At 65.2% G+C, this 24,466-nt stretch carries 22 protein-coding genes and 2 pseudogenes; 14 read left to right on the forward strand and 10 right to left on the reverse strand.

The genetic code is table 11. From position 1 onward, the window contains the following. Positions 1 to 171 precede the first annotated feature (171 nt). The 7 genes from AC1DGP_RS20000 (at position 172) to AC1DGP_RS20030 (ending at position 10,554) form a co-directional block, all read left to right on the forward strand. The gene (locus AC1DGP_RS20000; RefSeq protein ID WP_476832444.1) at positions 172 to 3,165 is read left to right on the forward strand and encodes an autotransporter outer membrane beta-barrel domain-containing protein; all 2,994 of its coding nucleotides are present in this window, start codon (positions 172 to 174) and stop codon (positions 3,163 to 3,165) included. A gap of 221 nt (positions 3,166 to 3,386) precedes the next feature. Then, a complete protein-coding gene (locus AC1DGP_RS20005; protein ID WP_441506718.1) occupies positions 3,387 to 3,785 on the forward strand; it encodes a DUF1236 domain-containing protein in 399 nt (132 codons plus the stop codon). A 198-nt stretch (positions 3,786 to 3,983) separates the two neighbouring features. Then, positions 3,984 to 4,337: a response regulator gene (locus AC1DGP_RS20010; protein ID WP_441506717.1), complete on the forward strand. Its 354-nt coding sequence runs from the start codon at positions 3,984 to 3,986 to the stop codon at positions 4,335 to 4,337. 256 nt (positions 4,338 to 4,593) lie between these two features. After that, positions 4,594 to 8,028 (forward strand): response regulator, encoded by a 3,435-nt coding sequence (locus tag AC1DGP_RS20015; RefSeq protein ID WP_476832445.1) that lies wholly within the window; start codon positions 4,594 to 4,596, stop codon positions 8,026 to 8,028. Next, positions 8,025 to 8,864 carry a CheR family methyltransferase gene (locus AC1DGP_RS20020; RefSeq protein WP_441506715.1) on the forward strand — a complete coding sequence of 280 codons (840 nt, stop codon included), beginning with the start codon at positions 8,025 to 8,027 and terminating at the stop codon, positions 8,862 to 8,864. The genes AC1DGP_RS20015 and AC1DGP_RS20020 overlap by 4 nt, the downstream gene beginning before the upstream one ends. Next, positions 8,861 to 9,427 carry a chemotaxis protein CheB gene (locus AC1DGP_RS20025; RefSeq protein ID WP_441506714.1) on the forward strand — a complete coding sequence of 189 codons (567 nt, stop codon included), beginning with the start codon at positions 8,861 to 8,863 and terminating at the stop codon, positions 9,425 to 9,427. Before AC1DGP_RS20020 ends, AC1DGP_RS20025 begins: the two co-directional genes overlap by 4 nt. 8 nt (positions 9,428 to 9,435) lie before the next feature. Further along, entirely contained in the window at positions 9,436 to 10,554 is a 1,119-nt protein-coding gene (locus AC1DGP_RS20030) for a response regulator (RefSeq protein WP_476832446.1), read from the forward strand. Between the two features lie 47 nt (positions 10,555 to 10,601). On the opposite strand, the gene AC1DGP_RS20035 is transcribed toward AC1DGP_RS20030, so the two are convergent. Next, positions 10,602 to 10,937 (reverse strand): GIY-YIG nuclease family protein, encoded by a 336-nt coding sequence (locus AC1DGP_RS20035; protein ID WP_476769853.1) that lies wholly within the window; start codon positions 10,935 to 10,937, stop codon positions 10,602 to 10,604. Between the two features lie 126 nt (positions 10,938 to 11,063). Here AC1DGP_RS20035 and AC1DGP_RS20040 point away from each other — a divergent pair. Continuing rightward, a pseudogene (locus AC1DGP_RS20040) lies at positions 11,064 to 11,724 on the forward strand (DUF2239 family protein). A 72-nt stretch (positions 11,725 to 11,796) separates the two neighbouring features. Further along, positions 11,797 to 12,414: an NUDIX domain-containing protein gene (locus AC1DGP_RS20045; RefSeq protein ID WP_441506711.1), complete on the forward strand. Its 618-nt coding sequence runs from the start codon at positions 11,797 to 11,799 to the stop codon at positions 12,412 to 12,414. A gap of 88 nt (positions 12,415 to 12,502) precedes the next feature. Here the strand turns inward: AC1DGP_RS20045 and AC1DGP_RS20050 are convergent, their stop codons facing one another. From AC1DGP_RS20050 to AC1DGP_RS20080, 7 genes and pseudogenes are all read right to left on the reverse strand, one after another. Beyond that, entirely contained in the window at positions 12,503 to 13,183 is a 681-nt protein-coding gene (locus tag AC1DGP_RS20050) for an antibiotic biosynthesis monooxygenase family protein (protein ID WP_476832447.1), read from the reverse strand. 43 nt (positions 13,184 to 13,226) lie between these two features. Next, positions 13,227 to 13,599 (reverse strand): annotated as a pseudogene (locus AC1DGP_RS20055) (RidA family protein). Positions 13,600 to 13,787: 188 nt separating this feature from the next. Further along, complete coding sequence (locus tag AC1DGP_RS20060; RefSeq protein ID WP_441491129.1) at positions 13,788 to 13,973, reverse strand: hypothetical protein; 186 nt, start codon at positions 13,971 to 13,973, stop codon at positions 13,788 to 13,790. Positions 13,974 to 14,246: 273 nt separating this feature from the next. After that, positions 14,247 to 14,999, reverse strand: coding sequence for a siderophore-interacting protein (locus AC1DGP_RS20065; RefSeq protein WP_476769855.1), 753 nt, complete (start codon positions 14,997 to 14,999; stop codon positions 14,247 to 14,249). Between the two features lie 222 nt (positions 15,000 to 15,221). Next, positions 15,222 to 15,878: a hypothetical protein gene (locus AC1DGP_RS20070; RefSeq protein ID WP_476832448.1), complete on the reverse strand. Its 657-nt coding sequence runs from the start codon at positions 15,876 to 15,878 to the stop codon at positions 15,222 to 15,224. Between the two features lie 35 nt (positions 15,879 to 15,913). Next, positions 15,914 to 16,384: a chromate resistance protein ChrB domain-containing protein gene (locus AC1DGP_RS20075; protein WP_476832449.1), complete on the reverse strand. Its 471-nt coding sequence runs from the start codon at positions 16,382 to 16,384 to the stop codon at positions 15,914 to 15,916. After that, the gene (locus tag AC1DGP_RS20080; RefSeq protein WP_441491125.1) at positions 16,381 to 17,352 is read right to left on the reverse strand and encodes a Fe-Mn family superoxide dismutase; all 972 of its coding nucleotides are present in this window, start codon (positions 17,350 to 17,352) and stop codon (positions 16,381 to 16,383) included. The genes AC1DGP_RS20075 and AC1DGP_RS20080 overlap by 4 nt, the downstream gene beginning before the upstream one ends. 283 nt (positions 17,353 to 17,635) lie before the next feature. On the opposite strand from AC1DGP_RS20080, the gene AC1DGP_RS20085 reads away from it, so the two are divergent. The 4 genes from AC1DGP_RS20085 (at position 17,636) to AC1DGP_RS20100 (ending at position 21,621) form a co-directional block, all read left to right on the forward strand. Next, a complete protein-coding gene (locus tag AC1DGP_RS20085; protein WP_476832450.1) occupies positions 17,636 to 18,733 on the forward strand; it encodes a Cj0069 family protein in 1,098 nt (365 codons plus the stop codon). Next, complete coding sequence (locus AC1DGP_RS20090) at positions 18,730 to 19,713, forward strand: chromate resistance protein ChrB domain-containing protein (RefSeq protein WP_476832451.1); 984 nt, start codon at positions 18,730 to 18,732, stop codon at positions 19,711 to 19,713. The genes AC1DGP_RS20085 and AC1DGP_RS20090 overlap by 4 nt, the downstream gene beginning before the upstream one ends. 16 nt (positions 19,714 to 19,729) lie before the next feature. Continuing rightward, positions 19,730 to 21,145, forward strand: a complete 1,416-nt coding sequence (gene chrA / locus AC1DGP_RS20095) for a chromate efflux transporter (RefSeq protein WP_476832452.1) — start codon at positions 19,730 to 19,732, stop codon at positions 21,143 to 21,145. A gap of 95 nt (positions 21,146 to 21,240) precedes the next feature. Next, positions 21,241 to 21,621 (forward strand): hypothetical protein, encoded by a 381-nt coding sequence (locus AC1DGP_RS20100; RefSeq protein WP_476769766.1) that lies wholly within the window; start codon positions 21,241 to 21,243, stop codon positions 21,619 to 21,621. 35 nt (positions 21,622 to 21,656) lie between these two features. On the opposite strand, the gene AC1DGP_RS20105 is transcribed toward AC1DGP_RS20100, so the two are convergent. Then, positions 21,657 to 22,589: a MurR/RpiR family transcriptional regulator gene (locus AC1DGP_RS20105; protein ID WP_441506700.1), complete on the reverse strand. Its 933-nt coding sequence runs from the start codon at positions 22,587 to 22,589 to the stop codon at positions 21,657 to 21,659. Beyond that, positions 22,586 to 23,344 carry an HAD-IIA family hydrolase gene (locus tag AC1DGP_RS20110; RefSeq protein WP_476769765.1) on the reverse strand — a complete coding sequence of 253 codons (759 nt, stop codon included), beginning with the start codon at positions 23,342 to 23,344 and terminating at the stop codon, positions 22,586 to 22,588. Before AC1DGP_RS20110 ends, AC1DGP_RS20105 begins: the two co-directional genes overlap by 4 nt. Positions 23,345 to 23,541: 197 nt before the next feature. On the opposite strand from AC1DGP_RS20110, the gene AC1DGP_RS20115 reads away from it, so the two are divergent. Beyond that, positions 23,542 to 24,465 (forward strand): ABC transporter permease, encoded by a 924-nt coding sequence (locus AC1DGP_RS20115; protein ID WP_476769764.1) that lies wholly within the window; start codon positions 23,542 to 23,544, stop codon positions 24,463 to 24,465. Position 24,466 lies beyond the last annotated feature (1 nt).

The raw sequence follows: 24,466 nt of genomic DNA on the forward strand, positions 1-24,466 counted from the left end.
TTCCGGGATCGCACGAGAACCTCATGATTGGCGGACAGAGTGATCGACCATTTGCAGCGTGCCTTGTCCCGGACCACGGCCCGTGTCGGACCGCAGTTCGCAATTGCCGTGGCGTTTTCGGCCGCCCTGTCGATCCCACTGGCCCGGGCCGACGGGGGCCAGGGCGGAGGTATGAACAGAAGCCCAGGCGGCGGGGACAGCTATAGCGGACGAGGCGGGAACGGAGGCGATTCCGGCGCCGGCGCAGGTGGCGGCGGGGCAGGCTGGAGCGGCGGCAACGGTGGAGCGGGCGACGGTGTGCCAGGGTCCGGCGGAGCCGGCGGCGTGGGCGCAGGAGCATCGGGACAAGCGGGACGCAACGGGGCCAATGGCGGCGGCGGCGGTGGCGGGGCGCACGGTTTTCTCGATGCGGGGGCGAGCTTGCCCTTCAATGCGGTTTCCGGTGGCGACGGCGGCGCTGGTGGTGCTGGCTATTCCCCCAACGGTGGGAACGATGGCGGCGGCGGCGGCGCGGGCGGTTTCGGTGCAGTGCTTGGCGCCGCGACCGGCACGATCAATGCCGCGACGACGGGCGGCAATGGCGGCACGGGGGGATCAGCTCACAACGATATCACCTATATGTACGGCCATGGCGGCAATGGTGGCTCCGGCGGTATCGGCCTGGTGTTCCTGAACAGCGGAAGCTTCGTCCTCCATGCCGCAGCAACCGGCGGCTCGGGTGGAGCCGGTGGCTCGGCTACCGGATACAACGGTCCTATTGGTGGGCACGGCGGCGCAGGCGGGGTGGGGCTGCAGTTCCTGACCGGTGGCCATGCCATGATCAATGCGTCGGTGGTCGGCGGCAACGGCGGAGCCGGCGGTACGGGTAGCAGCGGCCCCGTCATCGGCGGCGCTGGCGGCGTCGGCATCGTCGGTTCCGGGCTCAGCCTGACGCTTGGAGCGGGCGCGGCCGTGGCGGGCGGGCTCTCCGGCGACGGCTTGAGGCGCTCCGATGCGATCCAGCTGACGGGTGCGAACAACCGGGTCGAGCTGCAGGCTGGCGCGACTGTGACGGGCAACGTCTTGGCCGGCGGCGTCGCCGGCAATGTGCTCGCGCTGGGCGGCTCGAGCAATGGCAGCTTCGATGTCTCCTTGATCGGCGCGGGCGCTCAGTTTCGCGGCTTCACCGATTTCGAAAAGCGCGGCACGAGCACCTGGATACTCTCAGGATCGGGCAGCCAGTCTTGGTCGATCCAGGCCGGCACTTTGCAGGCGGGCGCATCGGGCATCTTCGGCGCGTCCTCGCAGATCACTGTGGCGTCGGCCGCGACGCTTGACCTCCATGGCTTCAACCAGTCGATCGGCACGCTTGCAGGCGCGGGCCTGGTGACGCTGGGCGCAGGGAGCCTGAGCGTGGGATCCGGCGACAGCAACTCGACCTTTGACGGCGTGATCTCGGGCGCAGGCGGCCTGACCAAGCTCGGAACGGGAACGCTGACGCTTTCGGGCACCAATACCTACGCCGGCGCGACCTCGGCCACCTCAGGCACGCTCATTGTGAACGGCTCGATTGCGAGCTCGTCCGGAGTGACGGTCGCCGCCGGCGCCACGCTTGGCGGTTCTGGAACTCTGCCGTCAACGGTCGTGAACGGCACGCTGTCGCCCGGTAATTCGCCGGGCGTGCTGAGGATCAATGGCAACCTGACGCTTGGAGCCGGCTCGACCTACATTGCCGAGATCCAGGGCGCGGTCTCGGACCGGATCGACGTCACCGGCACGGCCTCGCTCGCCGGCACGCTGCGGATCGTGCCACTCGGAGGCGCCCATCACTTCAACAGCCCCTATACGCTGCTTTCGGCTGCGGGCGGGCTCGGCGGCCAGTTCAGCCCGGTCGACATGACCGGCAGCTTTGGCGACGGCATCACCACGGGCGTGAGCTATACCGCCAACGACGTCCGGCTGACCCTGACGCCGAAGCCGCTGGCACCGATCGTGAACCCGGCACCGCAGCTCGGGGTCACGGCTCCGGCCAATGCCTATGCGATCGCCTCGGCGATCGACGGCGCGGTGGCGGGCGGCGGCGATCCCTCGTCGCTGTTCGGCATCTACAACCTGCCGGCGGCGGCGATCCCGGCTGCGGTCAACCAGCTCTCGGGCGAGATCCATACAGCCGCGCCGGCGCTGGCCGAGGTCGCGTCGGATCAGTTCCTGCGCACGATGCTCGATCCCTGGGCGGCAGGGAGATTGAACCAGGCAGGCGGATCGGGCCCCGKAACGGCCGCCTTCTCCGCCCTGGTGCGCAAGGGCGCGGATCAACCGGCCGGGCCGTCACGGCTTGATGCCCGGTCCTATTCGGTCTGGGGCGCGGGCTTCGGTTCCTATGGTCGGACCGGCGGCAACGCGGCGGTGGGCTCGAGCCGACGCAAGATCGACGACGCACATCTCGCGACGGGGGTCGATCTCCGGCTGATGCCCGGCACGGTCGCAGGCTTCGCCGTCTCCGCCGGCACGGCGCGCGCCTCGCTGCGCGGTGTGCTCGGGAAGATCGATGCAGATGTGGTCCAGGCCGGCCTCTACGGCGTCACCCAGCTCGGGCCGGTCAGGCTCGGCGCCGCGGCGAGCTATGCCCGGCTCGACAATGATATCAGCCGCGGCATTCCGGCACTCGGCTCGAGCCTGTCCTCGTCCTATGACACCACAGCCTGGAGCGGGCGCCTGCAGGCGAGCGCAACCGTGCTGAACTGGACCGGCTTTGGCTTCTCGCCGCTGGCCGCCCTCCAGGCGACGCGGGCGCAGAGTCCGGCCGTGCTCGAGAGCAACTGGGCCGGCGCCACTGCCGGCGCGCTGGCTTTGGCCAGGCGCAACGACGTCACGAGCCGCAGCGAACTCGGCCTGCAGCTCGACGCCGACACGATCCTCAATGGGGTTCCCGTCACCGGCTATGTCCGGGCGGTCTGGGCGCATTACTTTCAGCGCGATGCCGACCTGACCGCGAGCCTGGCGGGTTTTCCGGGCGCGGCCTTCAGCGCGACGGGCGCGCAAGCCGATCGCAACAGCGCGCTCGTCGCCGCCGGCCTCAACGCCAGGCTCAGCGAGCGCATCACGCTCGGCCTCAACCTCGACAGCGAACTTTCCGCGGGCAGCAACCGCCTCGGTGGTTCCGCGCAGCTCAGGGTCGGCTTCTGAGGCCAGGCTGCGCCGTACGGCGCTCCGTCCGCTTCGGACCCGGCGTCGATTCCATGTGAGTGGAGCAGATGCAGCGGATGTTGCGCCATGAGTGCCGCTCGGGCCGCGGCCGGCATGGCCCAGCCGCGACCTGCAGCCCAAGGATCGGCCCGATTTTGCCGGAACCTCAGCGCCGCAGCCTCGTTGGTTCAGCAAGCCCCCACTGTCAGGGAGACCAACAGATGATGAAGACACTTGCATTCGCTGCGGCGCTCGCCGTACTGCCCGCCTCCGTTTTCGCCCAGAGCAGCGGGCCGGTCATTCCCGACCCGGCCGGCGGCACGACCCGCGATCCGGCGCTCGGCGTCGGGACGGTCGAGGTTCCGCTGAGGCGCGATCCTGCCGGCGGCACGATGATCGACGACTCGCCGCGCTTCCGGACCTATGTGATCGAGCAGCGCCTGCCGTCCTATAGCTATGGCCGCCCGGTCGTGGTGGGAACGATCCTGCCGGATGAGGGCATCGTCTATCGCGAGGTTCCGGCCGAATATGGCGCGCCGGGCTATCGCTACACCGTGGTGAACGAGCGCGCCGTCGTGGTCGAGCCGCGCACGCGCCGCATCATTCAGGTGATCGACTGACCCTCCGCGGAGTCGCGAAGCCTGACACCCCAGACTCCGCTGGACCGAGGCCCGCTCCGGCAAGGGGCGGGGCCGATCCATGAGCCCCTCCCGCGAGACGATCTCAAAGTCACGCAGAGAGGCTGAAAAAAAATCGCAAGGCGCGGCGAACAAAGCCGCGCCCGATGCGTTGTGGCTGGGAACAGCCGGAGCCCAGTCGTGAGAAAATGCGTTCTCGTCGTCGAAGATGACACTTTCATTCGTATGGATACCGTCGATACCGTCGAGGATGCCGGCTTCGAAGCGATCGAGGCCGCAAATGCCGACGAGGCCATCAGCCAGATCGAAGCCAATCCGGCGATCGAGATCATGATCACCGATATCGAGATGCCCGGCTCGATGAATGGCGTCCGGCTTGCACATGCGGTCAGGGACCGCTGGCCGCCGGTCGAGATCATCGTGGTGTCCGGACAAGTGATGCCGGGTCGAGGCGCATTGCCCGAGCGCGCGCGCTTCATCGCCAAGCCATTCCGGCCAAGCCAGATCGAGGCAGCGTTGCGCGCTGCTGCGTAGATCACCGGACCGGGTTCGTATCCGGTCGGATGATGCGACGTCTGGGTTAGGGCCGGCTTTGCACCGAAAACCGCAATCCAGTTTTGAGGCCAACTTTCCAGGGGGCGGGATAGCCAACCGCATGGAGATGGAAGACGACAACGCGCACAGGCAGCGACCGCATATGTCGCGGCCACCGAAATCGTGTCGGGATGGAGACAACCGGGCGGCTCCGCTATGGCGGTCAGCCAGGTCTTGCTGGCTGATGAGAGCATAAATGAAACGAAGCCACCTGCCCGGGGCCTCCAGGCGAACTTTGGGCCTCGAGCCTGTCGTCGCGCTCGGCCTTGCCGGCGCGATCGCATTTTTCCTGATCAGCGGAATCGTAGCCTTTCTCAATCTGCAGGCCCTGCGCAACGGGAGCGAACGGGTCATTCAGACCCATCAGGTCATCGTCGCGCTCGAGCGATTGATGTCCCAGGCGCAAGACGCCGAAACAGGCCAGCGCGGCTTCCTCCTGACAGGCGATGAACGCTATCTCGCCCCCTACAATGCCGCCGTATCGGCGATTCCAGCCCAGCTCGACGAGATCTCGGAGCGAACCCGCGAAAATCCGTCACAGGGCCCGCGGATCGCTGCGCTGAGACGACAGGTCGGCAGCAAACTCGCAGAACTCAAGGAAACGATCGAGCTGCGGCGAGTCCAAGGGATCGACGCCGCGATGGCCGTCGTCAGCTCGGACCGCGGAAAACTGGCCATGGACGCCATCCGCTCGCAGATTGCCGCGATCTCCCAGGAAGAGGGAGAAACGCGCGCGAAGCGCCTCGTTGAAATGGCCGACGCCCAGAAGACCGCGCTGGTGAGCGGCCTCCTTTCAGGGCTGCTCGGGTTACTCCTGACGCTGACCATCGGCTTTCTGGTCCGCAGGGCAACGCTCGCCCGCAGGCAGGAGGAGTGGCTTCAATCAGGCCAGGTCGGCCTGGCCGCCGCCATGATGGGCGATCCGCAGGCCGAGCAGCTCGGAAACAGCATTCTCGCATTTCTGGCGCAGTATCTCGGCGCAGTCGCAGGAGCGCTCTTCGTCGTCGATCGCACGGTTTTCCGGCGCGCAGCGACCTATGGCATTCCCGAGGACGCCCCGATTGTCACGCAGTTCAAGCTGAGGGAAGGCTTGCTGGGCCAGGCGGCGAGCGAGAAGCGGCCCATGCTGATCGGCGAGGTTCCCGACGGCTACCTCGCCTTCGGCTCCGCCCTGGGACAGGACAAGCCGAAACATCTCGTCATCCTGCCCGCCACCGTCGACGGAACCGTCAATGCCGTGATCGAGCTTGGGTTCCTGCGCCCGGTCGACGACGGAGTCATGAAGCTGCTGCAGTTCGCCTCCAACGCGGTGGCGATCGCAGTCCGTTCGGCCAAGTATCGCGGCGAGCTCCAGGACCTGCTCGAGGAGACGCAGCGCCAATCGGAGGAATTGCAGACCCAGAGCGAGGAATTGCGCGTCTCGAACGAGGAACTGGAGGAGCAAGGCCGGGCGCTCAAGGAGTCGCAGATGCGGCTTGAGCAGCAGCAGGCCGAGCTCGAACAGACCAATTCGCAGCTGGAGGAGCAGACCCAGCAGCTGGAGACGCAGCGCGACGATCTGGAACAGGTCAATGCGGCCATGCAGGTCAAGGCGCGGGAGGTGGAGCAGGCGAGCCGCTACAAGTCGGACTTTCTTGCCAACATGTCGCACGAGCTGCGCACGCCGCTCAATTCATCGCTGATCCTGGCCAAGCTCCTGGCGGATAATCCCGACGAGAACCTGAGCGAGGAGCAGGTCAAATATGCCCAGACGATCCAGTCCTCCGGCAATGACCTGCTGAACCTGATCAACGACATCCTCGATCTTTCGAAGATCGAGGCCGGCCATGTGGAGATCAGGCCCGAAACCGTTTCCCTGGAGCGGTTGACCGGCAATCTTCGGCAGCTGTTTCAGCCCGTCGCCCAGGGCAAGACGCTGGATTTTCTGGTCGACGTGGCGGCGGACTGCCCCGCGAGCATCGAAACCGATCCGCAACGGCTGGAACAGGTTCTGAAAAATCTCCTGTCCAACGCCTTCAAGTTCACGGAACGCGGACAGGTCCGCGTCTCGATCCAGCGGGCCGGCGAAGGGCAGATCGCCCTCTCCGTATCGGACACCGGCATCGGCATCGCCGAGGAGCAGCAGCGCAGCGTCTTCGAAGCGTTTCATCAGGCCGATGGCACCATCAGCCGCAAATATGGGGGCACCGGCCTCGGCCTTTCGATCTCGCGACAGCTCGCCCACCTGCTCGGCGGCTCGATCACGCTCAAGAGCCGCGAGGGACAGGGAAGCACCTTCACCATCACCATTCCCGAAATCTATGACCCGGCGAAGGTCGGCCCCCGGGTGGCGCGCGAAACCATTCGCGCCGTGCCCACGCTCGTGAATGCGGAGGCGCCCCGGGCCGCGGTGCAGCCACGCAGGCACAAGGTGGAGGACGACCGCGACGCGCCATCCGATGCCAAGCGCGTCCTGCTCGTGATCGAGGACGACGATTCCTTCGCCGCCATCCTGCGCGATCTCACGCGCGAAATGGGATTCCGTTCGCTGGTCGCGGGAACCGCCGCGGAGGCCCTGGGGCTGGCCCGGGAGTTCATGCCGAGCGCAATCATCCTCGATGTCGGCCTGCCCGACCAGTCCGGCCTTTCCGTGCTGGACCGGCTCAAGAGCGACGTCCAGACCCGCCATATTCCGATTCACATCGTCTCGGCTGGAGATCACGCCGAAACCGCGCTCGCGCTGGGCGCGGTCGGATATGTGCTCAAGCCGGTCAAGCGCGAGCAGCTGGTCGAGGTTTTCGAGAAGCTAGAGAACAAGCTGTCCCCGCGGGTGCATCGCGTCCTCATCGTCGAGGACGACCTGGTGCAACGCGAGGCGGTCGCAAAGCTGCTGACCTCCCATGATGTCGAGACCGTGACCGCAGGGACCGCAGCCGAATGCCTCAAGCTCCTCAAGGAAGAGACATTCGATTGCATGGTGCTCGACCTGTCGCTGCCCGATGCGTCCGGCTATTCGCTGCTGGAGACGCTGAGCCAGGAGAGCGCCTACGCCTTTCCACCGGTCATCGTCTATACCGGCCGGGACCTCTCGGCGGATGACGAGCAGCGGCTCCGCCGCTACTCGAAATCGATCATCATCAAGGGTGCGAAATCGCCCGAGCGCCTGCTCGACGAGGTCAGCCTCTTCCTTCACCAGGTGGTCTCCCAACTGCCGGCCGAGCAGCAGAAGATGATCCGCAAGGCGCGAAGCAGGGATGCCCTGCTCGAGGGGCGGCGCATCCTTGTCGTCGAGGACGACGTGCGCAACGTCTATGCGCTGACCAACATCCTCGAACCCCGGGGGGCGATCGTCGAGATCGCCCGCAACGGCCGCGAGGCCCTGGAGGCGCTCGAACGATCCGAGAAGCAATCCGGCCCCAGGATCGAGCTCGTCCTCATGGACGTGATGATGCCGGTCATGGACGGGCTCACCGCCACGCGCGAGATCCGCAGGAACCCGGACCTGGTCAAGCTGCCGGTCATCGCGCTGACGGCAAAGGCCATGCCCGACGATCAGCAGCGCTGCATCGAGGCAGGGGCCAATGACTACATGGCCAAGCCCCTGGATGTCGAAAAGCTCCTGTCGCTCGTGCGGGTCTGGATGCCGCGATGAAGGAGGCGCTCGCATCCGAGGCGATCGAAGCGATTGAGATACGACTTCTCCTCGAGGCGCTATACTCGCGGTATCATTATGATTTCCGCAATTACGCGATGGCTTCGATCAAGCGCCGCCTCAAGCAGGCGCGGGACCAGCTCGGCTTCGCCAGTTTTTCGGCGTTGCAGGAGAGCCTGCTGCATGACGCGGCCGTTCTGCCGCGGCTTCTCGGATACCTGACGGTTCAGGTCAGCGAGATGTTCCGCGATCCGACCTATTTTCGCGCGATCCGGGAAAAGGTCGTGCCGCATCTGCGGACCTATCCCTCGCTCAAGGTCTGGATCGCCGGCTGCAGCGGCGGCGAGGAGCTCTATTCCCTGGTCATCCTGTTCCGGGAAGAAGGCCTGGAGGACCGCACGCTGTTCTATGCCACCGACATCAACCAGGAGGCGCTCCGTTCGGCCGAGGCTGGCGTCTTCGCCATGGAGCGGGTGCCGCTGTTCACTGAAAATCATCGCCAGTCCGGGGGAAAATCATCCCTGTCCGACTATTATCATGCCGCCTATGGCAGGGTTTCGTTCGACAAGAGTCTGCGCCGCAATGTCGTGTTTTCCGACCATAGCCTGGTGACGGACGCGGTCTTCGCCGAGATGCAGCTGATCTCGTGCCGTAACGTCCTGATCTATTTCGATCGCACCTTCCAGGACCGGGCGCTGGGCCTGTTCAAGGACTCGCTCGCACGAAAGGGCTTCCTCGGGCTCGGCGCCAAGGAGAGCCTGCGCTTCTCCGAGCATGCGGGGGCCTTCACGGATTTCGTACGCGAGGACAAGATCTATCAGAGGCGCGGCGAATGAGCGCGGACCGAGCCGAGGCCGTGGTGATCGGCGCCTCCGCAGGGGCGCTGGAGGCGCTGTCCGTGATCCTTCCCGCGCTGCCTGCCGGATTTCGATTGCCGGTGATCGTGGTCGTCCATGTGCCGCCGAACCGGCGCAGCATGCTGGCCGAGCTGTTCGACGCCAAGTGCCGGATTCCTGTTCGCGAGGCCGAAGACAAGGAACCGATCGCGGCCGGCACGATCTATTTCGCCCCGCCCGACTACCATCTCCTGGTCGAGATGGATCGGTGCCTGTCGCTGTCCAGCGACGAACCCGTGCTGTTTTCGCGCCCCTCGATCGATGTCCTGTTCGAAAGCGCGGCCGATGCCTACGGCCCTGCCCTGATCGCCATCGTACTGACTGGCGCCAATCAGGATGGTGCGAACGGGATGCAGGCCATTGTCAAAGCGGGCGGCACCGCGCTCGTTCAAAACCCGACCGGCGCCTTTGCAGCTGCGATGCCCGAAGCGGCCATCGCAGCCTGCCCCAGCGCACACATCATGACACTCGACGCCATCGCGGCGCATTTACAGGAGATTTGAGTTCGATCATGGGTCCTGTCTCATTCCTGCTGGTCGACGACCTCGAGGACAACCTCGTCTCCCTGGAAGGCCTTTTGCGGCGCGAAGGCCTCGTGCTGCTGAAGGCGCGGTCGGGCGACGAGGCGCTTGAACTGCTGCTCGAGAACGACGTCGCGTTGGCACTCGTGGACGTCCAGATGCCGGGCCTGAATGGTTTCGAACTGGCCGAACTGATGCGCGGCAACGAGCGAACCCGACGCATCCCGATCATCTTCGTCACCGCCGGCACCGCCGATGGTCGCCGCCGCTTTCGCGGCTACGAGGCCGGCGCGGTCGATTTCATCCAAAAACCGATCGAGCCCGACATCCTGCGCAGCAAGGCCGAGGTCTTCTTCGAACTGTACCGGCAGCGGCAACAGATCGCGGTACAGCGAGACGAACTGGCGGCGCAGGCCAAGGCCCTAGAAGAGGCCGGGCATCGCAAGGACGCGTTCCTGCTCACCCTGACGCAGGATATCAGCCTGCATGAGCATGCGCGGGCGCAGCAGGACGTGCTTCTGCGCGAGGTCAATCACCGCATCAAGAATCTCTTCAGCCTGACGGCAGGACTGATCTCCCTCAGTGCGAGATCGTCCAGGAACGTCCAGGAGCTCGCCGCCGATCTGACATCGCGACTGCAGGCGCTCGGTCGTGCCCACGACCTCACCCTGCCCGACCTGAGCCAGAATGGCGTCTGCGAAGCCGGGACGACGGTTCTCGCCCTGACGCGGGCGATCCTGGCGCCTCACGAGCACAGTCAGGACTCGCGCATCACGGTGACCGGTGCCGACGTGGAGCTCTCCGGTAATGTATTGTCGTCGCTGGCCCTATTGCTGCACGAGTTGACGACGAACGCCGCGAAATATGGCGCCCTGTCCACCCCTGGGGGGCGATTGACCATCGATATCAGCGCCACCGACGGCCTTCTCCATGTGAAATGGGACGAGTGCGGAGCCTCTCCCCAGGCCAGATCCGGGTTGCACGAGGGCTTCGGAGCAACGCTTKAAAAGGCACTGCTGAGGGGCATGAGCGGGGTGATTTCGCGAGAGTGGAAAGACGATGGGCTTTCCCTTTCCCTGCGAATTCCGCTGGCCAAGCTCGCGAGCTGAGGCCCCAGACGCCGAACCGATCGTCCGGGGCGCAGCGCGGATCGCTTTCAGATTGGCTCGGCCTGAAGCGTCTCGGACCAATGGCCCAGCCGATCCTTCAGAACACGATCCAGGCCGGAGACAAGTTTCTCGATATCCACCCGCTCGACGATCTCGAAGGTGAAGCTGTCGGCGCCGTGCTCCCGCCATGCCGCCTGGAGGGAGCGATGCGTGTTGGCGCCCTGGCGAAGCGTTAACGACAGGCGGTTCCAGATCGTGGCGAGATCTGGCGCGCTGCCCGCCCATTGCTGGCCGGTTGTCGCGCAGGCCACGACATAGATGCCGGGAACCGCCTTGCGCAGCTTATAGGCCGCGACGGCTGCTTTCCGCTCCTCAGATTTCACGACCCACTCTCCCCGTTGCGCCAGCTCTCCGGCTATCGCCTGGCCATCGGCACAATTTATACCCGGATTATATTTTCATCAAGATATTTACCCGGGTAATATAAACTCATCATCAGAGAGCCCGTCATCAGTGATTTTCTGTCCAAGTCCTGCACCGCCTTCCAGGGAACGAGCCGCATCGCCGCTGGCCCGCTGATCGATGTCGCGCTGGCCGTGAAGGCGGCGATGGAAGCCGATCCCGCTTCGGCCTTTCTCACCTTCGACGATGCGACCGGCGCCGTGGTCGGCCTCAATCTGCGCGGCGAAACCGCGGAGATCGTGGCGCGCCTGGCTGAGCGCGCCGAGGCGGCGGATCGCGCCGCGCGAGCGGTCCCCCGGTCCGAGGCGAGCGACGGGACGCCGGAGCGGGGCCGCGGCCGGCCGAAACTCGGCGTCGTCGCCCGGGAGGTGACATTACTGCCCCCGGCACTGGGACTGGCTGGCGATGCAGCCCGGCGGCGCGTCGCAGGCCTTGCGCAGGCTTGTGGACGACGCGAGACGCGGCGATGGCGGCCGAAGCGAAGCCCGCGCCGCGCAGACGGCGACCTACAGCTTCATCGCGGCAATGGCCGGCGACCTTCCGGGTTTCGAGGAGGCGACGCGCGCCCTGTTCGCCGGGGATCACGCGCGCTTTGCCGAGCAGAACCGGGCCTGGCCACCGGATATCCGCTCCTATGCGGAAAGCCTGATGAAGACCGGAACTGCGAGGCCGCAACAAGAGGCGCCTGGCGATGCAACCCCATCTTGAACCCAGCCAGGAGGCGGGGCGTGCCTGATCAGGCGATTTCGCGACTGGCTGTCGCGGCAGGGATATAGGGAGATGGCGTCGCTGAGGCTGGCGCGTGGGGATGAGGCAGTGGCGGGTATGTCGGAGGAGATCGAAATGGAGAGCCCGGTTTGCGAGATCACGGCGCTTTCAACCCGCGTTGTCTACCAGAACCGGTGGATGACCGTCAGGGAAGACAAGATCCAACGCAGCGACGGCTCCACGGGCATCTATGGCGTCGTCGAGAAGAGCGACTTCGCACTGGTCATCCCCGTCAATGCCGATGGCTCGCTCTGCCTTGTCGAACAGTACCGATACCCGGTGAAGGGCCGGTTCTGGGAATTCCCGCAAGGCTCCTGGGAGGGCGTCGCCACGGCCGATCCTCTCGATCTGGCGCGCGGCGAACTCGAGGAGGAGACCGGCCTCCTGGCCAGGGAGATGCACTATGTCGGGCATCTCTTCGAGTGTTACGGCTATTCGACGCAAGGCTGCCACATCTTCATCGCGCGCGATCTGCAGGCGACGGAAACGAAGCTCGATCCCGAGGAGCAGGGGCTGATCAGCCAGGCCTTTGCCCTTGAAGCCGTCATCGCCATGGTAGGGGATGGCCGGATCAAGGACGCGATGAGCATCGCAGCCCTTGGCCTCTGCCGCCTGAAGGGGCTGCTCTGACCCCGGGCGCCGAGGCGCCATCCGCCGGGGGACGCAGCCTGCCGTGCCGTGGCTGCGAGCAGCCGAAGTCGCGACATGGCGCGGCGTCCTATCCGCCACGCTGCCGAGCATCGACCTCGGGATAGTATTGCGGGGCCTCGCGCCTGTCGAACATGCCGTAGTCGCGCACGACACGCACATGGCGCAGCCTCTGTGCTCCGCGCAATGCCTGGTCCTCAAAGCGCTTCGCCGCCACCTCGTCGCGCCAGGACAGCAGCAGGATCAGGTCTCCCGGCGTCAGCACCGCGTCGAACACATCCCATGACAGCAGGCCATCGGCTTGCGGGAGCAGGCCGAGAGACGCCGCGCACTCGGCCGCGCCGGCCCCCTCGCCGCAATTCCCCGGCCTGGGGCCCGTCACCAGCGTAACGGTCGTCCCCTCGCCGGCTTGCGTCTCGTCGAGGCGCTGCTGCCGAAGCGTCTGGCCTTCCGGGATCTGCGTGTCCCGCGTGATCTCGCCGACACGCAGGTGGTAGTCGAGGAAGATGCCGGACCGACCCTTCTCCTGCGCGAAGTGGTGGCGCATCGTCGTGCGCCAGCGGACCACTGCCTTCTCGTCACGCCAGCCCGAGAGCGAGAGCAGCCAGCCCTCGCGGGTCATGCTGCGATAGCGGATATTGTCGACGAACCCGTCCACCGCCTCCAGTTCGGGCCGCAGCGATCTGGCCACGCCGAGATAGGCATCCCATTGCTCCGGCGCCGGATGCACTTCGAAGATCACAGAGAACATCGGCTTCTCCTGGGACCCCGCTCCTGGGACCGCGCTCCTCGCATCACACGGCGGCGATGCAATCCATCTCGATATCGAAGCCGCCATTCCAGGCCGKGACGTTGATGAAGATGCGGGCTGGCGGATCCCCGGGGAAGAAGCGGCGATAGACCTCGTTGACCGCGGGGAACATCTCGACCGAGGTGACGTAGACATTGACCTTCAGGACGTCGTCGAGGGAGGAGCCCGCCTTCTCGACGCAGAGCTTCCGTCTGGCGCTCGATCCCGCCCGTATAGATCTCGCCTGTCTCCGGATCGAATGGCGGCGCGCCGGATACATAGATCGTATCGCCGTGCCTGGTGACCGTCGATGTCGGCGCCTTGTACCTTTCAAGATAGCTCGCGAGCGGCTCGACACGGATGATCTGTCTCTTCACGGCCGCCACTCCCGTTGCGCTATCCGATCGAAAGCGCCGCGGCGGGCATAGGAGGCGCCGGGCACCCCCTATCTCTACTCCCAGGCGACTGCGGCCGTCATTCAGCAGCGCTACGGTCGCGGCCGATGCGTTGCGGCTTCCTCGCGCGTCGCATCGGAGTGGCATGCGACACAGAAGAAGGAGCGCATCTATTCGGCGCCGCCAATGGCAGTCTTCTCGCCCGGCTTAGGATCCGGTTTGTCGGCAGACCCCGTATCCCTGACCTCTGGATTGATCGAGACTTTGTTCAGGGAATCCTTGTCCGGCGCGCCCTGGATCGACTTCACTTTCTGTTGTTCTTCCGGCGACAGCTTGTTTCCGCGTCCATCACGCATGACGACCTCCTGTTGCTTCTCGCCGGAGAACCGCCGGGAGAGCTGGAGGTTCCTCGTAAACGGACTCCTCGCGGCAAAGAGATTGGCCGGTCGAGCGCGTCATCGGGCCGGCGTCACCTCCCAATCGACCCGATACTCATCGGACAGGGCTGGCGTCCGCCCACCGCTCACGAGATCATCGCGAGCGCTCGATCGTCCCGGCACCGCAAGGCCCGCTTCAATGCTGGATCATCGGCCCTCCCGAAAACCGCAATCCACTGCTCCAGCCGCTGCTCAGCGCGCCCAATAGGCCACGATCTTCTGGCGCTCGGCGCCCGATTGTTTCAGCTCCTCGGACTGGGCGCGCAATGTCCTGACGACGGTTTTCTCGGCCGCAGCCCAGAGATAGGTCCGTCCGTCGTCGAGCGGCTCCGAGGCCAGCAGGTCGGTGAGGCGGCTGCGATCCGTGTCGCCATCGGGACAATGGAACCAGGTCGTTGTCGCCAGGGGATGGTCCGGCAAGGGCTGCTCGTGGGTTTCATCCGCCACCTCGATGAAGACCCGGCTCGCGACATGCTCCGGCGTCTGTTCGAGAATCCGCGCGACCGCCGGCAGGCCGGTGGCATCCGCGATCAGGATCTGCCGGTCCAGCGCGTCCGGCCGGGCATAGAGCCCGCGCGGATTGTTGATCACGATCCGCTCGCCGATCTCGGCATCGCGAGCCCAGTCGCTGGCCTTGCCGCCATCATGAACCACGAGGTCGATCTCGAGTTCGCAGCGCGCGCTATCGAAGCTCCGGACAGTATAGGTGGAATAGCGGACGCGCTGGCGCTCTTCCGGGAAGACCCAGCGCCCCTCGGCATCGATCGTCGGCAGGACGAGTTCGCCGGTGCCGGGATCGGGGAAGAACAGGCGGATATATTCATCCGGGATCCCGGTCGAGCGAAAGCGCGTCAGGCCGCCGCCGGAAAAGGTCAGCCTGATCATGCCAGGCGTCAGGTAGCGGCGCGCGACCAGCGTCGCCTCGTGGAACGGATTTTCCGTCATGGATTCAACTCACCCCGGCGCATCGGACAACCAGCACCGGCGCTTCTTCCACAGGGAGACGCAGCTCGCAAGCGGCTTAGTCTTTGATTTATTTAGACTATCTCTAAACCAACATGGTTATGGAGCCTTGGTCCGGCAGCCCTGCCGCTATGCCTGGCGGCGCCTGCGGACCCCGCATTGCCATGACCTATGCCGTCGCCGACAGTCGGGGAGCCACGACGCTCATGGCTTGGCCCCAGGCAAGATGGGCTTGATCTCGAGCCGATCGAAATGCGTCACGCTGTCGGCCTTTGTCCAAAGCGCAACGCGCCCCGGCGCACTGATCGAACCGTCGCGAATGTCGATCAGTTGCTTTCCATCGAACGAAACCTGGAAGCGGTTGCCCTCGGCATGCAGGGTCAGGCTGTGCCAGTTCGAAGACGAGACCTTGACCGTCGCACCGCGCAACTCCTCGCGCCGGCCATTCCAGACCCGGTAGAAGCGCACATTGTGCTCCAGGGCGTTCGCACGGGCGACATAGTAGTTATCGGCATCGCGGAGCCGGACTGCGATGCCGGCCGCCCGATCGACCGCACCGGATATAGCCCGGAAACGGATCGCGACTTCGACATCCCCAAGGACAACGGGCATGTAGATGGCGAGTGGGAAACGATAGTCCGTCTTGTCCTGGCTGAGTTGCGCCAGAGCTCGGTCGCCCTCGGCGGAAGCGTCCATCACGACCGCCCAAGTGCCGGTCGCTCCTCCCCCCGTCCGGGCCGATGTGAACTGCGCAGGCAAGGGTCCCGGCGGCAGGGATCCGAAGGTGATCGTTTCCGCCGAGCCTTGAGCCGATGCCATCGCGAGCGGAATGGCGAGCACCAGACTGCGATAGGACCTCATGGGAGGGCTCCTTCCCAATACCCCCCTTGCGCGCGCTATGCTGCCGTCGGCTTCATCGGCGGCGGCCAACTATGCGTTTCCGCCTTCCGACGCRAAGCCCAGGCATAGAGCGCGTCATAGATGACGAAGCCGTGCTTGAGCACTTCATGGTCGTCGGGCGTCACGTCCCGTAATCCCATGGAGATCGCCAGCAACCCCGCGGATTGAGGGGTGAGATCGTGCCGATCGGTATCCGCGCCGCGCACGATCGCGGCTATCGTCACGATGGCCGGATCGCGATCGAGGCCGTGCTTCAAGACGAAGGTGTCGAAGCTGCACCCGTCGCCGACATGCGTGTATTCCACACCCGGCACATCATAGGGCGTTGCGCCCGTCTGGGCGGCCACGCTCTTCACTTGATCGGGAGCCACGAACAAGAATTCTGACTCCTTGTCGATGAAGCGGGCGATCAGCCAGGGGCAGGCAATCCGGTCGATGACGGGGCGTTCGCGAGTGACCCATTTCATGACCTCATCTCCTTCTGGTTGAGCGTGAGAGCAACGGTGGGCGCGCCAATGGCGTGCCATGCGGCGATGCCACCGGAGAGAGTGCTGGCGTCGATGCCGCGCCGTCGCAGTTCGGCGACGGCGTCGCCACTGACCTGGAACCCGTAGACGCAATAGACGACCACCGGCTTGTCCTTCGGCAGCTCGTCGGCCCAGTCGGCAATCGCCTCTGGTGCCCGGATCAGAGCGCCTGGCACCATGTCGCTGCGCTTCGCCAGATCCTCGGCGAGGCAGACGTCGAGCACGACAAGATCGTCGCCGCGGGCGATGCGGCCCCGCAGATCTTCCGGAGCGACGGCATGAGCGTTGGTTGAGACCGGCCTCGCCCAGCCCCCCTGTTGGGCGACGATGCGCCCATGACGGGCAGCGACCCGCTCCCAATGGATGTTCTTCATGAATGCGTCGACATAGGCGCCGGCCCTCGCGCCGAAATCGAGGTGATAGGCGTGCTCGTACATGTCGAGCGCCAGGATGGGCACGCCGCCGGCAAGACAGTTCGTGTGGTCAGCCGCCCATTGGATCGTCAGCCGATCATGGCGTTCCGACCAGGTGAGCAGAGTCCAGCCCGAGCCGCCGGCCTGTGCCTTGGCGCAGGCCGTGAACTGGGCCCGCCACGCGCTGACGCTTCCGAAGTCGCGTTCCAGCGCAGTGGCAAGACCACCGCCGGCATCGCCCGAACCTCCGAGTCCGTCGAAATAGATCTCGTGCAGGATCGCCGAGTTGGCGGCGACCAACTCCTCCCGCTTCAACCCATTGATGTCGAAGACCGGCGCTGCGCCCCAATCGAGCGCATCAAGCCGGCTCTCGATCGCATTCAGGCGGCGAACCGCGCCGCCATAGTTGTTCTCATAGTGGCTCGCGAGCAGGCGCTCGGACAGGCCTTCGAGCCGGGGCGGCTTGAATGGCAGCGGCATGATGTGATGCGGCATGGCGTCCTCGTTCGGCAGCACGGCGCGTCCGTGAGAGGCCGAAGGCTACGCCTGTATGAAAATTGATACAACTGTTGCACTTGACAATTTCGATGATACGGTACGCTCATGAATGATGAGGAGTCTGGGGCAGAGCATTGCTGGTTGGCCTGATTCATCTGCCGGCGGCCGTTTCCCGAGGAAACCCGGCGTCAGCAGAAGGCATCGGAGCGGTCGCGGCCAAGCGCGGACAAGCTTGAAGCGTCCCCAGAGGACGTGTGCCCCGGAGGAAACGAGAGGGAAAATGGCGATGCCTGGAGTGGCAGTGGTCTGGCGCGGTGACCGCGAGGGGCGACGCGCGGCGACACCCCAGAACAACCGCTTTCATCGCGTGTTCGAGGAACTCGCCGCGATTGGCATTCACGCGGAACCGGCGGTCTTCGATGAGGAGTTCGCGGACGAGGTCCGCGATCAACTCCTGAGGGTGGACGGCGTGCTCGTTTGGGTCGATCCGATCCATGACGGGAGGACACGCGCAGTGCTCGACCCGATACTGCGCGACGTCGCAACACGCGGCCCCTGGGTGAGTGCGCATCCCGACGTCATTCTCAAAATGGGTGTGAAGCAGGTCCTGCATCGCACGAAGCATCTCGGATGGGGCACCGACACCCATCTCTACGGATCCTACGCGGCGTTTCGCGAGGCATTCCCTGAGCAGCTGCAAACGGCCGGTCCGCGGGTGCTGAAGCAGAATCGCGGCAACGGGGGCCAGGGTGTGTGGAAGGTCGAACGGATCGATCCGCTTCCCGGTGGAGCGGCGGCGGTTCGGGTGTTGCATGCGCGACGCGGCAGCGTGCCGGAAGAACTCCCGTTGGAGGACTTCATGGCGCGTTGCGAGGCCTATTTCGCGCCCGATAGCTGCATCGTGGATCAGCCGTTCCAGCCCCGGCTGCCGGACGGCATGATCCGTTGCTACATGGGTGGCGACAAGGTCGTGGGCTTCGGCCACCAGTTCATCAAGGCGCTGATCCCACCACCGCCCGAAGGAGCGGACTCAGAAGCGGCACAGCCAGGTCCCCGGATCATGCATCCCGCCTCGGCAGAGCCGTTTCAGACGCTGAGGATCAGGATGGAAGCTGACTGGACGCCGCAGATGATGGCGGTGCTCGGTATCGAGCCCGGTTCCTTGCCGATCATCTGGGATGCCGACTTCCTCTATGGACCGCGCACGGCGTCGGGAGAAGACAGCTATGTGCTGTGCGAGATCAATGTGAGCTCCGTCTTCGCCATCCCGGACCAGGCACCGGCTGAAATTGCCCGCCTCGTTGCTGCGCGATTATCGATCAGCTCCAACCCGAGCGTCCGGCAGAGCCCAGGAGCTGCGCTGACGGTGAATTCATGAGCGGCGACGAAACCGGGACAGAGCAGCGCTGGCTGCTTCTGATCCATCAACTGCCGACCAAGCCAGCCTATTTTCGGGTGAAAATCTGGCGGCGGCTGCAAGGTATCGGTGCGGTTGCGGTCAAGAGCACAGTCTATGCGCTGCCGGCCGATGCCGAGACGCAGGAGGATTTCGAGTGGCTCTTGAAGGAGATCATCGACGGCGGCGGCGAAGCGATGGTGTGCGAGGCGCGCCTCATCGATGGCCTGTCGGACGCACAGGTCAGAGCCTTGTTCGATGCTGCGCGTGACAGCGACTACGCGGACATCGCCAAGGACGCCCGCGATCTCAGCGCTGGCCTCGACACCGAAGCGAGTGCGGAGAAGCGCGCGGACGCTCGCACGCAGCTCGGCCGCATGCGCAAGCGCCTCACCGAACTCGTATCGATCGACTTCTTCGGTGCCACCGGCCGCCTTGCCGTCGAAGGATTGCTCGCCGAGCTCGAAGCCCGGGTCACGGAGGAGAAGATCATGAGCAAGCACCCACCAAAGGGGGCAGACCCGATCGCCGAGCTCAAGGGGCGAACCTGGGCGACGCGCCGCGACGTGTATGTCGATCGCATCGCCTGCAGTTGGCTGATCCGCCGCTTCATCGACCCCGATGCCGTCATCCGCTTCGTGGCGGGCAAGGGCTATGCCCCAAAACCGGGCGAGCTGCGCTTTGACATGTTCGAAGGCGAGATCACCCATGAGGGCGATCGCTGCAGCTTCGAAGTGCTGCTGATCCGTGCCGGCATAGGCGATCCGGCACTGCAGGCCATCGCCGAGATCGTCCACGATATCGATCTCAAGGACAGCAAGTTCGGCCGCGAGGAAACGACAGGCATATCCAGCCTGATCGCCGGCGTCGCCATGGCGAACGCGGGCGATGAGGAGCGGATCGCGCAGGGCGCTGCCGTCTTCGACAACCTCTACCAGTATTTCCGCTCCAAGCGCGGATGATCGGAAGGACCGGGCCATGGCCAATCTGGACAGCTATGTCGCGACGCCGGCCTCGAAGAGCGACCGGCCGGATCATGGCATTTCCTTCGGGGACGCGGTGCGGGTCTGGGTGCGTGTGGCCGCCTTGAGTTTTGGCGGCCCGGCCGGGCAGATCGCGGTGATGCACCGGATCCTTGTCGAGGAGAAGCGCTGGATCGGCGAGACCCGGTTCCTGCATGCGCTCAACTATTGCACGCTGCTGCCCGGCCCCGAGGCGCAGCAATTGGCGATCTATATCGGCTGGCTCCTGCACAAGACCAAGGGCGGGCTGGTCGCCGGAATCCTGTTCGTGTTGCCGGGTGCGATCGCCATCATGGCGCTGAGCTGGATCTACGCGATCTTCGGCAATGTCGGAGCGGTCCAGGCGCTTTTCTTCGGCCTGAAGGCGGCGGTCCTCGCCATCGTGCTCGAGGCGGTCTCCCGGATCGGGCGACGCGCGCTCAAGAACAACGTCCTGATCGGGCTCGCCGCCGCGGCCTTTGTCGCGCTCTTCTTCTTTCAAGCGCCGTTTCCACTGGTCATTCTGGCCGCAGGGCTGATTGGCTATATCGGCGGACGCGCAGGCTTCACAGCGTTCCTGACGGGCAACGGGCACGGCAGGCTCGGCGGCACGCAGGTCGCGGATGCCGATACGGCGCTCGGCGACGAGGTTCCGGCTCACGCTCGCCCGCCACTCAGCTGGTCGCTGAAGGTCGCCGGGGTTGGTCTGCTTCTGTGGATTCTGCCGGTTCTCGGGCTGCTGGCCCTATTGGGGCCAGGCAATGTCTTCGCTGACATTGCGGTCTTCTTTTCCAAGATGGCGATGGTGACATTCGGCGGCGCCTACGCAGTGCTCGCCTATGTCGCGCAGCAGGCAGTCGAGCACTTTGGCTGGCTGAAGCCAGGCGAAATGTTGGACGGGCTCGGCATGGCCGAGACGACTCCCGGTCCGCTGATCATGGTCACCCAGTTTGTGGGCTTCATGGGGGCCTATCGGGCACCGGGTTCGCTTCATCCCCTCCTTGCCGGCACGCTCGGGGGCCTGCTCACCACCTGGGTGACCTTCGTCCCCTGCTTTCTCTGGATCTTCCTCGGCGCGCCCTTCATGGAGACGATGCGCAGCAACAAAGCCCTGTCCGCCGCCTTGTCGGCGATCACCGCGGCTGTCGTCGGCGTCATTCTCAATCTCGCGATCTGGTTTGCGCTCCACGTGCTGTTTTCAGAGCTGCGCGAGGTTCATAGGTTTGGCGTGACAGTCGACGTGCCTGAGCTCAGCTCCGTCAACATCCCGTCTCTGATCCTGACAATTGGCGCGCTGTTGGCGGTGTTTCGCTTCAAGGTCGGCATGATCGGGGTGCTGGCGGCATGCTCCGTCCTTGGGGTCCTCTTTGGATTCGTCACGGGATCGATCTAGCGGCCGGCCACGCACCTGTTCGCAGCCGACGCGGTCCTGGCGTTTGGAGCCAGGGCTGCTGGCGGCCGGCGGCTCACGCGCCACCGGAGATCTTGATGCGCATGAGAAGATGGGCCCTCCCCCTGTTCGCACTGGCAGCAGCCGGACAGATCTCGACGACATGGGCGCAGCATCGCCCCGAGCTGAAAGGCTTCAGGCGCATTCACGGCACAGCGATCGATCGCTTGATGTCGGGGAAGGAATTCAGTGACGGCGTGCACTGGCGTTACAGCTTCCAGCCCGGCGGCAACCTCACGGAATATGCGATGAGCCGCCGGCAGGATCTCCGCTGGTTCGCCAAGGGCGACGCGCTCTGCTGGCAATCAGCGCGGGGCGAGGACTGCTTCGAAGTCTGGACATCCAGCACAACATTGCAGCTTCAACCGCAAGGGCTGGGTGTGCCCTATGAGGGCAGGCTGTCGCGGCAAACGCGATAGGTCCGCCCGTGGGATGAGGTTCCCCTGCCCCCGGCTCAGAAGCGCTTGCTCGACAGGACGTCGAAGGTCTTGCCGATCGTCGCCAGGGCCTTGTCGTAATCGGCGAGCGATACACAGGCGATCAGCGCGTCGATGATGGCAAGTTGTGCGATCCGGCTAGTCATCGCCTCGGTGCGGAACTGCGTTTCGCGCGCCATCGTGTGCAGCACGATATCGGCATGGGCGAGCAGCGGCGACTTGCCGAAATTGGTGATGCAGATCGTCGTCGCGCCGGCTTCCTTGGCAAGTTTCGTGGCTGCAACCGTCTCGAGCGTGCTGCCGGAATGGGAGATGGTGATCACCGCCACGTCAGGCCCGGTCAACGAGGCGCTGATCGCCTGGACATGGGAATCGACCACGACCTTCGCCTCGATGCCGATGCGCAGCAGGCGGTAATTGGCATCCTCGGCGATCGGGGCCGCGCTGCCGATGCCGTAGAGCTCGACGCGGCGCGCCTTCAGGATCGCGGCGACCGCGGCCTCCATCGCCGTGGTGTCGAGCACCTTCATCGTGTCGTGCAGGGCCTGGAGATCGCTGCGGAAGATCTTTTCGATCACCGCACCGGTGTCGTCGGAACGGGCCAGATCCTCGTGGATGAACTGAACCGGTTGCACCAGATCGCGCGCCAGCGCGATCTTGACCTGCTGGAAGCCCCGCGCGCCGAGCTGCTGGCAGAGCGAGATGACGCTGCCCTCGCTCGCGCCGGTGCGCTCGGCCACTTCGGTGACCGACATATGCACCACCTCGGCGGCATGGGTCATGAAGAAATCGGCGATGCGGGCAGCTTTGGGCGGCAGGTTGGCGCGCAGCGCCTGCAGGCGTTCGAGTGCCCCCTCGAGACCGGGCGTGCCGGTGCCCTTGCGCCTTTCGGTGCCTGGTTCGCCGGGGGCGGCCTCGGCCGATCCGGGATTGCGATTCGACGCCGTCATGCCGGGAAGGCCAGCATGCCGGCCGGGTCACGACAAGGCGCATTCGCCGCGATGGCGGGGAAGACCCCGTCGCGAAGCTCGAAATAGCGCAGGCCAAGGCGCCGTGCGCCCTCACCATCGGTCGCCGGGTTGTCCCCAACCATCAGCACCGCATTCCTGGACAGCCCGAGCAGCGCCAGGCCGGCCTCGAACAAGGCGGGTTCCGGCTTGCCGATGATGCGGTACGGCACGGGGCCAGTGCAGGCGAGCAGCGCCGCCAGCAATGCGCCGGTCTCCGGCACCACCGCGCCATCCGGGCCGGGATGGACGAGATCGGGATTGGCAGCGACGAGCTCGGCGCCGCTGCGTACCGCATTGGCTGCAAGCATCAGGCGTTCATAGGAAAAATGCCGGTCGCGTCCGAGAAAGACGATGTCCGGCCGCTCCTGCACCGGGACAAGGCCGCGGTCGCGGGCATGGATCATCAGGCTCTTGCTGGCCATCATGGAGATGCGGGCTCGGGGCTGCCGGCGCGCGATTTCGTCGAGCGCGGTCGAGCCGGCAAGAACGATCCGGCGCGGCGCGATGACCAGGCCAAGACGCTTCAGGGCACGCGACAATTCGAGCGGCGTATGCTCGGCATCGTTGGAGACGATGACGAAACGGCCGTCCAGGCTTTCGAGAAAGGCATTGGCGCCGGGAAGCATCTGCCGGCCGCGCACCAGGGTGCCGTCGAGATCGACGAGACACCCCTGAATGCCGTGAAACGACCCCATCGCGCGAATCCAAACCCTGTCAGCAAGTGAGGCTCGTCCATGAACTGAGATAAACTCAGTGTCAAATTCAATATCGAATGAGATTATTTCATCATCCTGTCGTGAAGCGCGGCCAAGAACGAGCCCGTCGCAGCACGGGCCACGACTGAGGCCGGGCATGCAGGGCGACGTCCGGCGGCTCCAGGCAGGAGGAAGACATGCTTGAATTCCTCGTAGGCCGGCTGCTGCGCATGGGCATCACGCTTTGGGTGATCGCCTCGGTCGTCTTCCTCGCCACGCGCCTGACGGGCAACCCGATCGACTTCCTGATGCCGGAAGGGCTGGATGCCGCCTCGCGCCGCGAGATGATTGCCTATTGGGGGCTCGATCGTTCCGTCGCCGAGCAGTACTGGCTGTTCTGGCGCTCGCTTCTTTCAGGCGATTTCGGCCTGGGATTGATGGAGCGCCGGCCGGTCGCGACGATCTTCACCGAACGGCTCTGGCAGAGCGCCTCGCTCCTGGTCGCGACCCTGGCGCTGACGATCTGCATCGGCGTGCCGGCCGGTATCCTGGCTGCCGTCTGGCGCGGCCAGGGGCGCGGCAGCGCCGTGCTCTTCACGGCCTTTTTCTGCTACGCCATCCCGAATTTCGTGCTCGCCATCCTGCTGCTGCTGGTCTTCTCCTACACGCTGCACTGGCTGCCCAGCGCCGGCTCGGCCACACTCGCGCATTACGTCATGCCGACGGTCGCGCTCTCGGCCTATTTCGTCGCGGCGCTGGTCCGCTACACTCGCAACGCCATGCTCGACGTCCTCTCGCAGGACTATATGCGCACGGCCCGGGCCAAGGGGCTCGCCGAGAGCAGCATCATTCTCCATCACGGCCTGCGCAACGCGTTGATCCCGGTCATCACGGTGCTCGGCCTGCAAATCACCACGCTCGTCTCGGGAGCGGTGGTGGTCGAGACCGTCTTCGCCTGGAACGGCGTCGGCGACCTGCTGGTCGGAGCGACGCTGCGCCGCGACTATCCCGTCCTGCAATTCGGCGTCCTCGTCGTCGCCTCCGCCGTCATCGTCGTCAACCTACTGGTCGATCTCGCCTATGCGCTGGTCGATCCGCGCGTGCGCCTGGCTGGAGCCTGAG

Source organism: Allobosea sp. 05T433 (assembly GCF_056396065.1).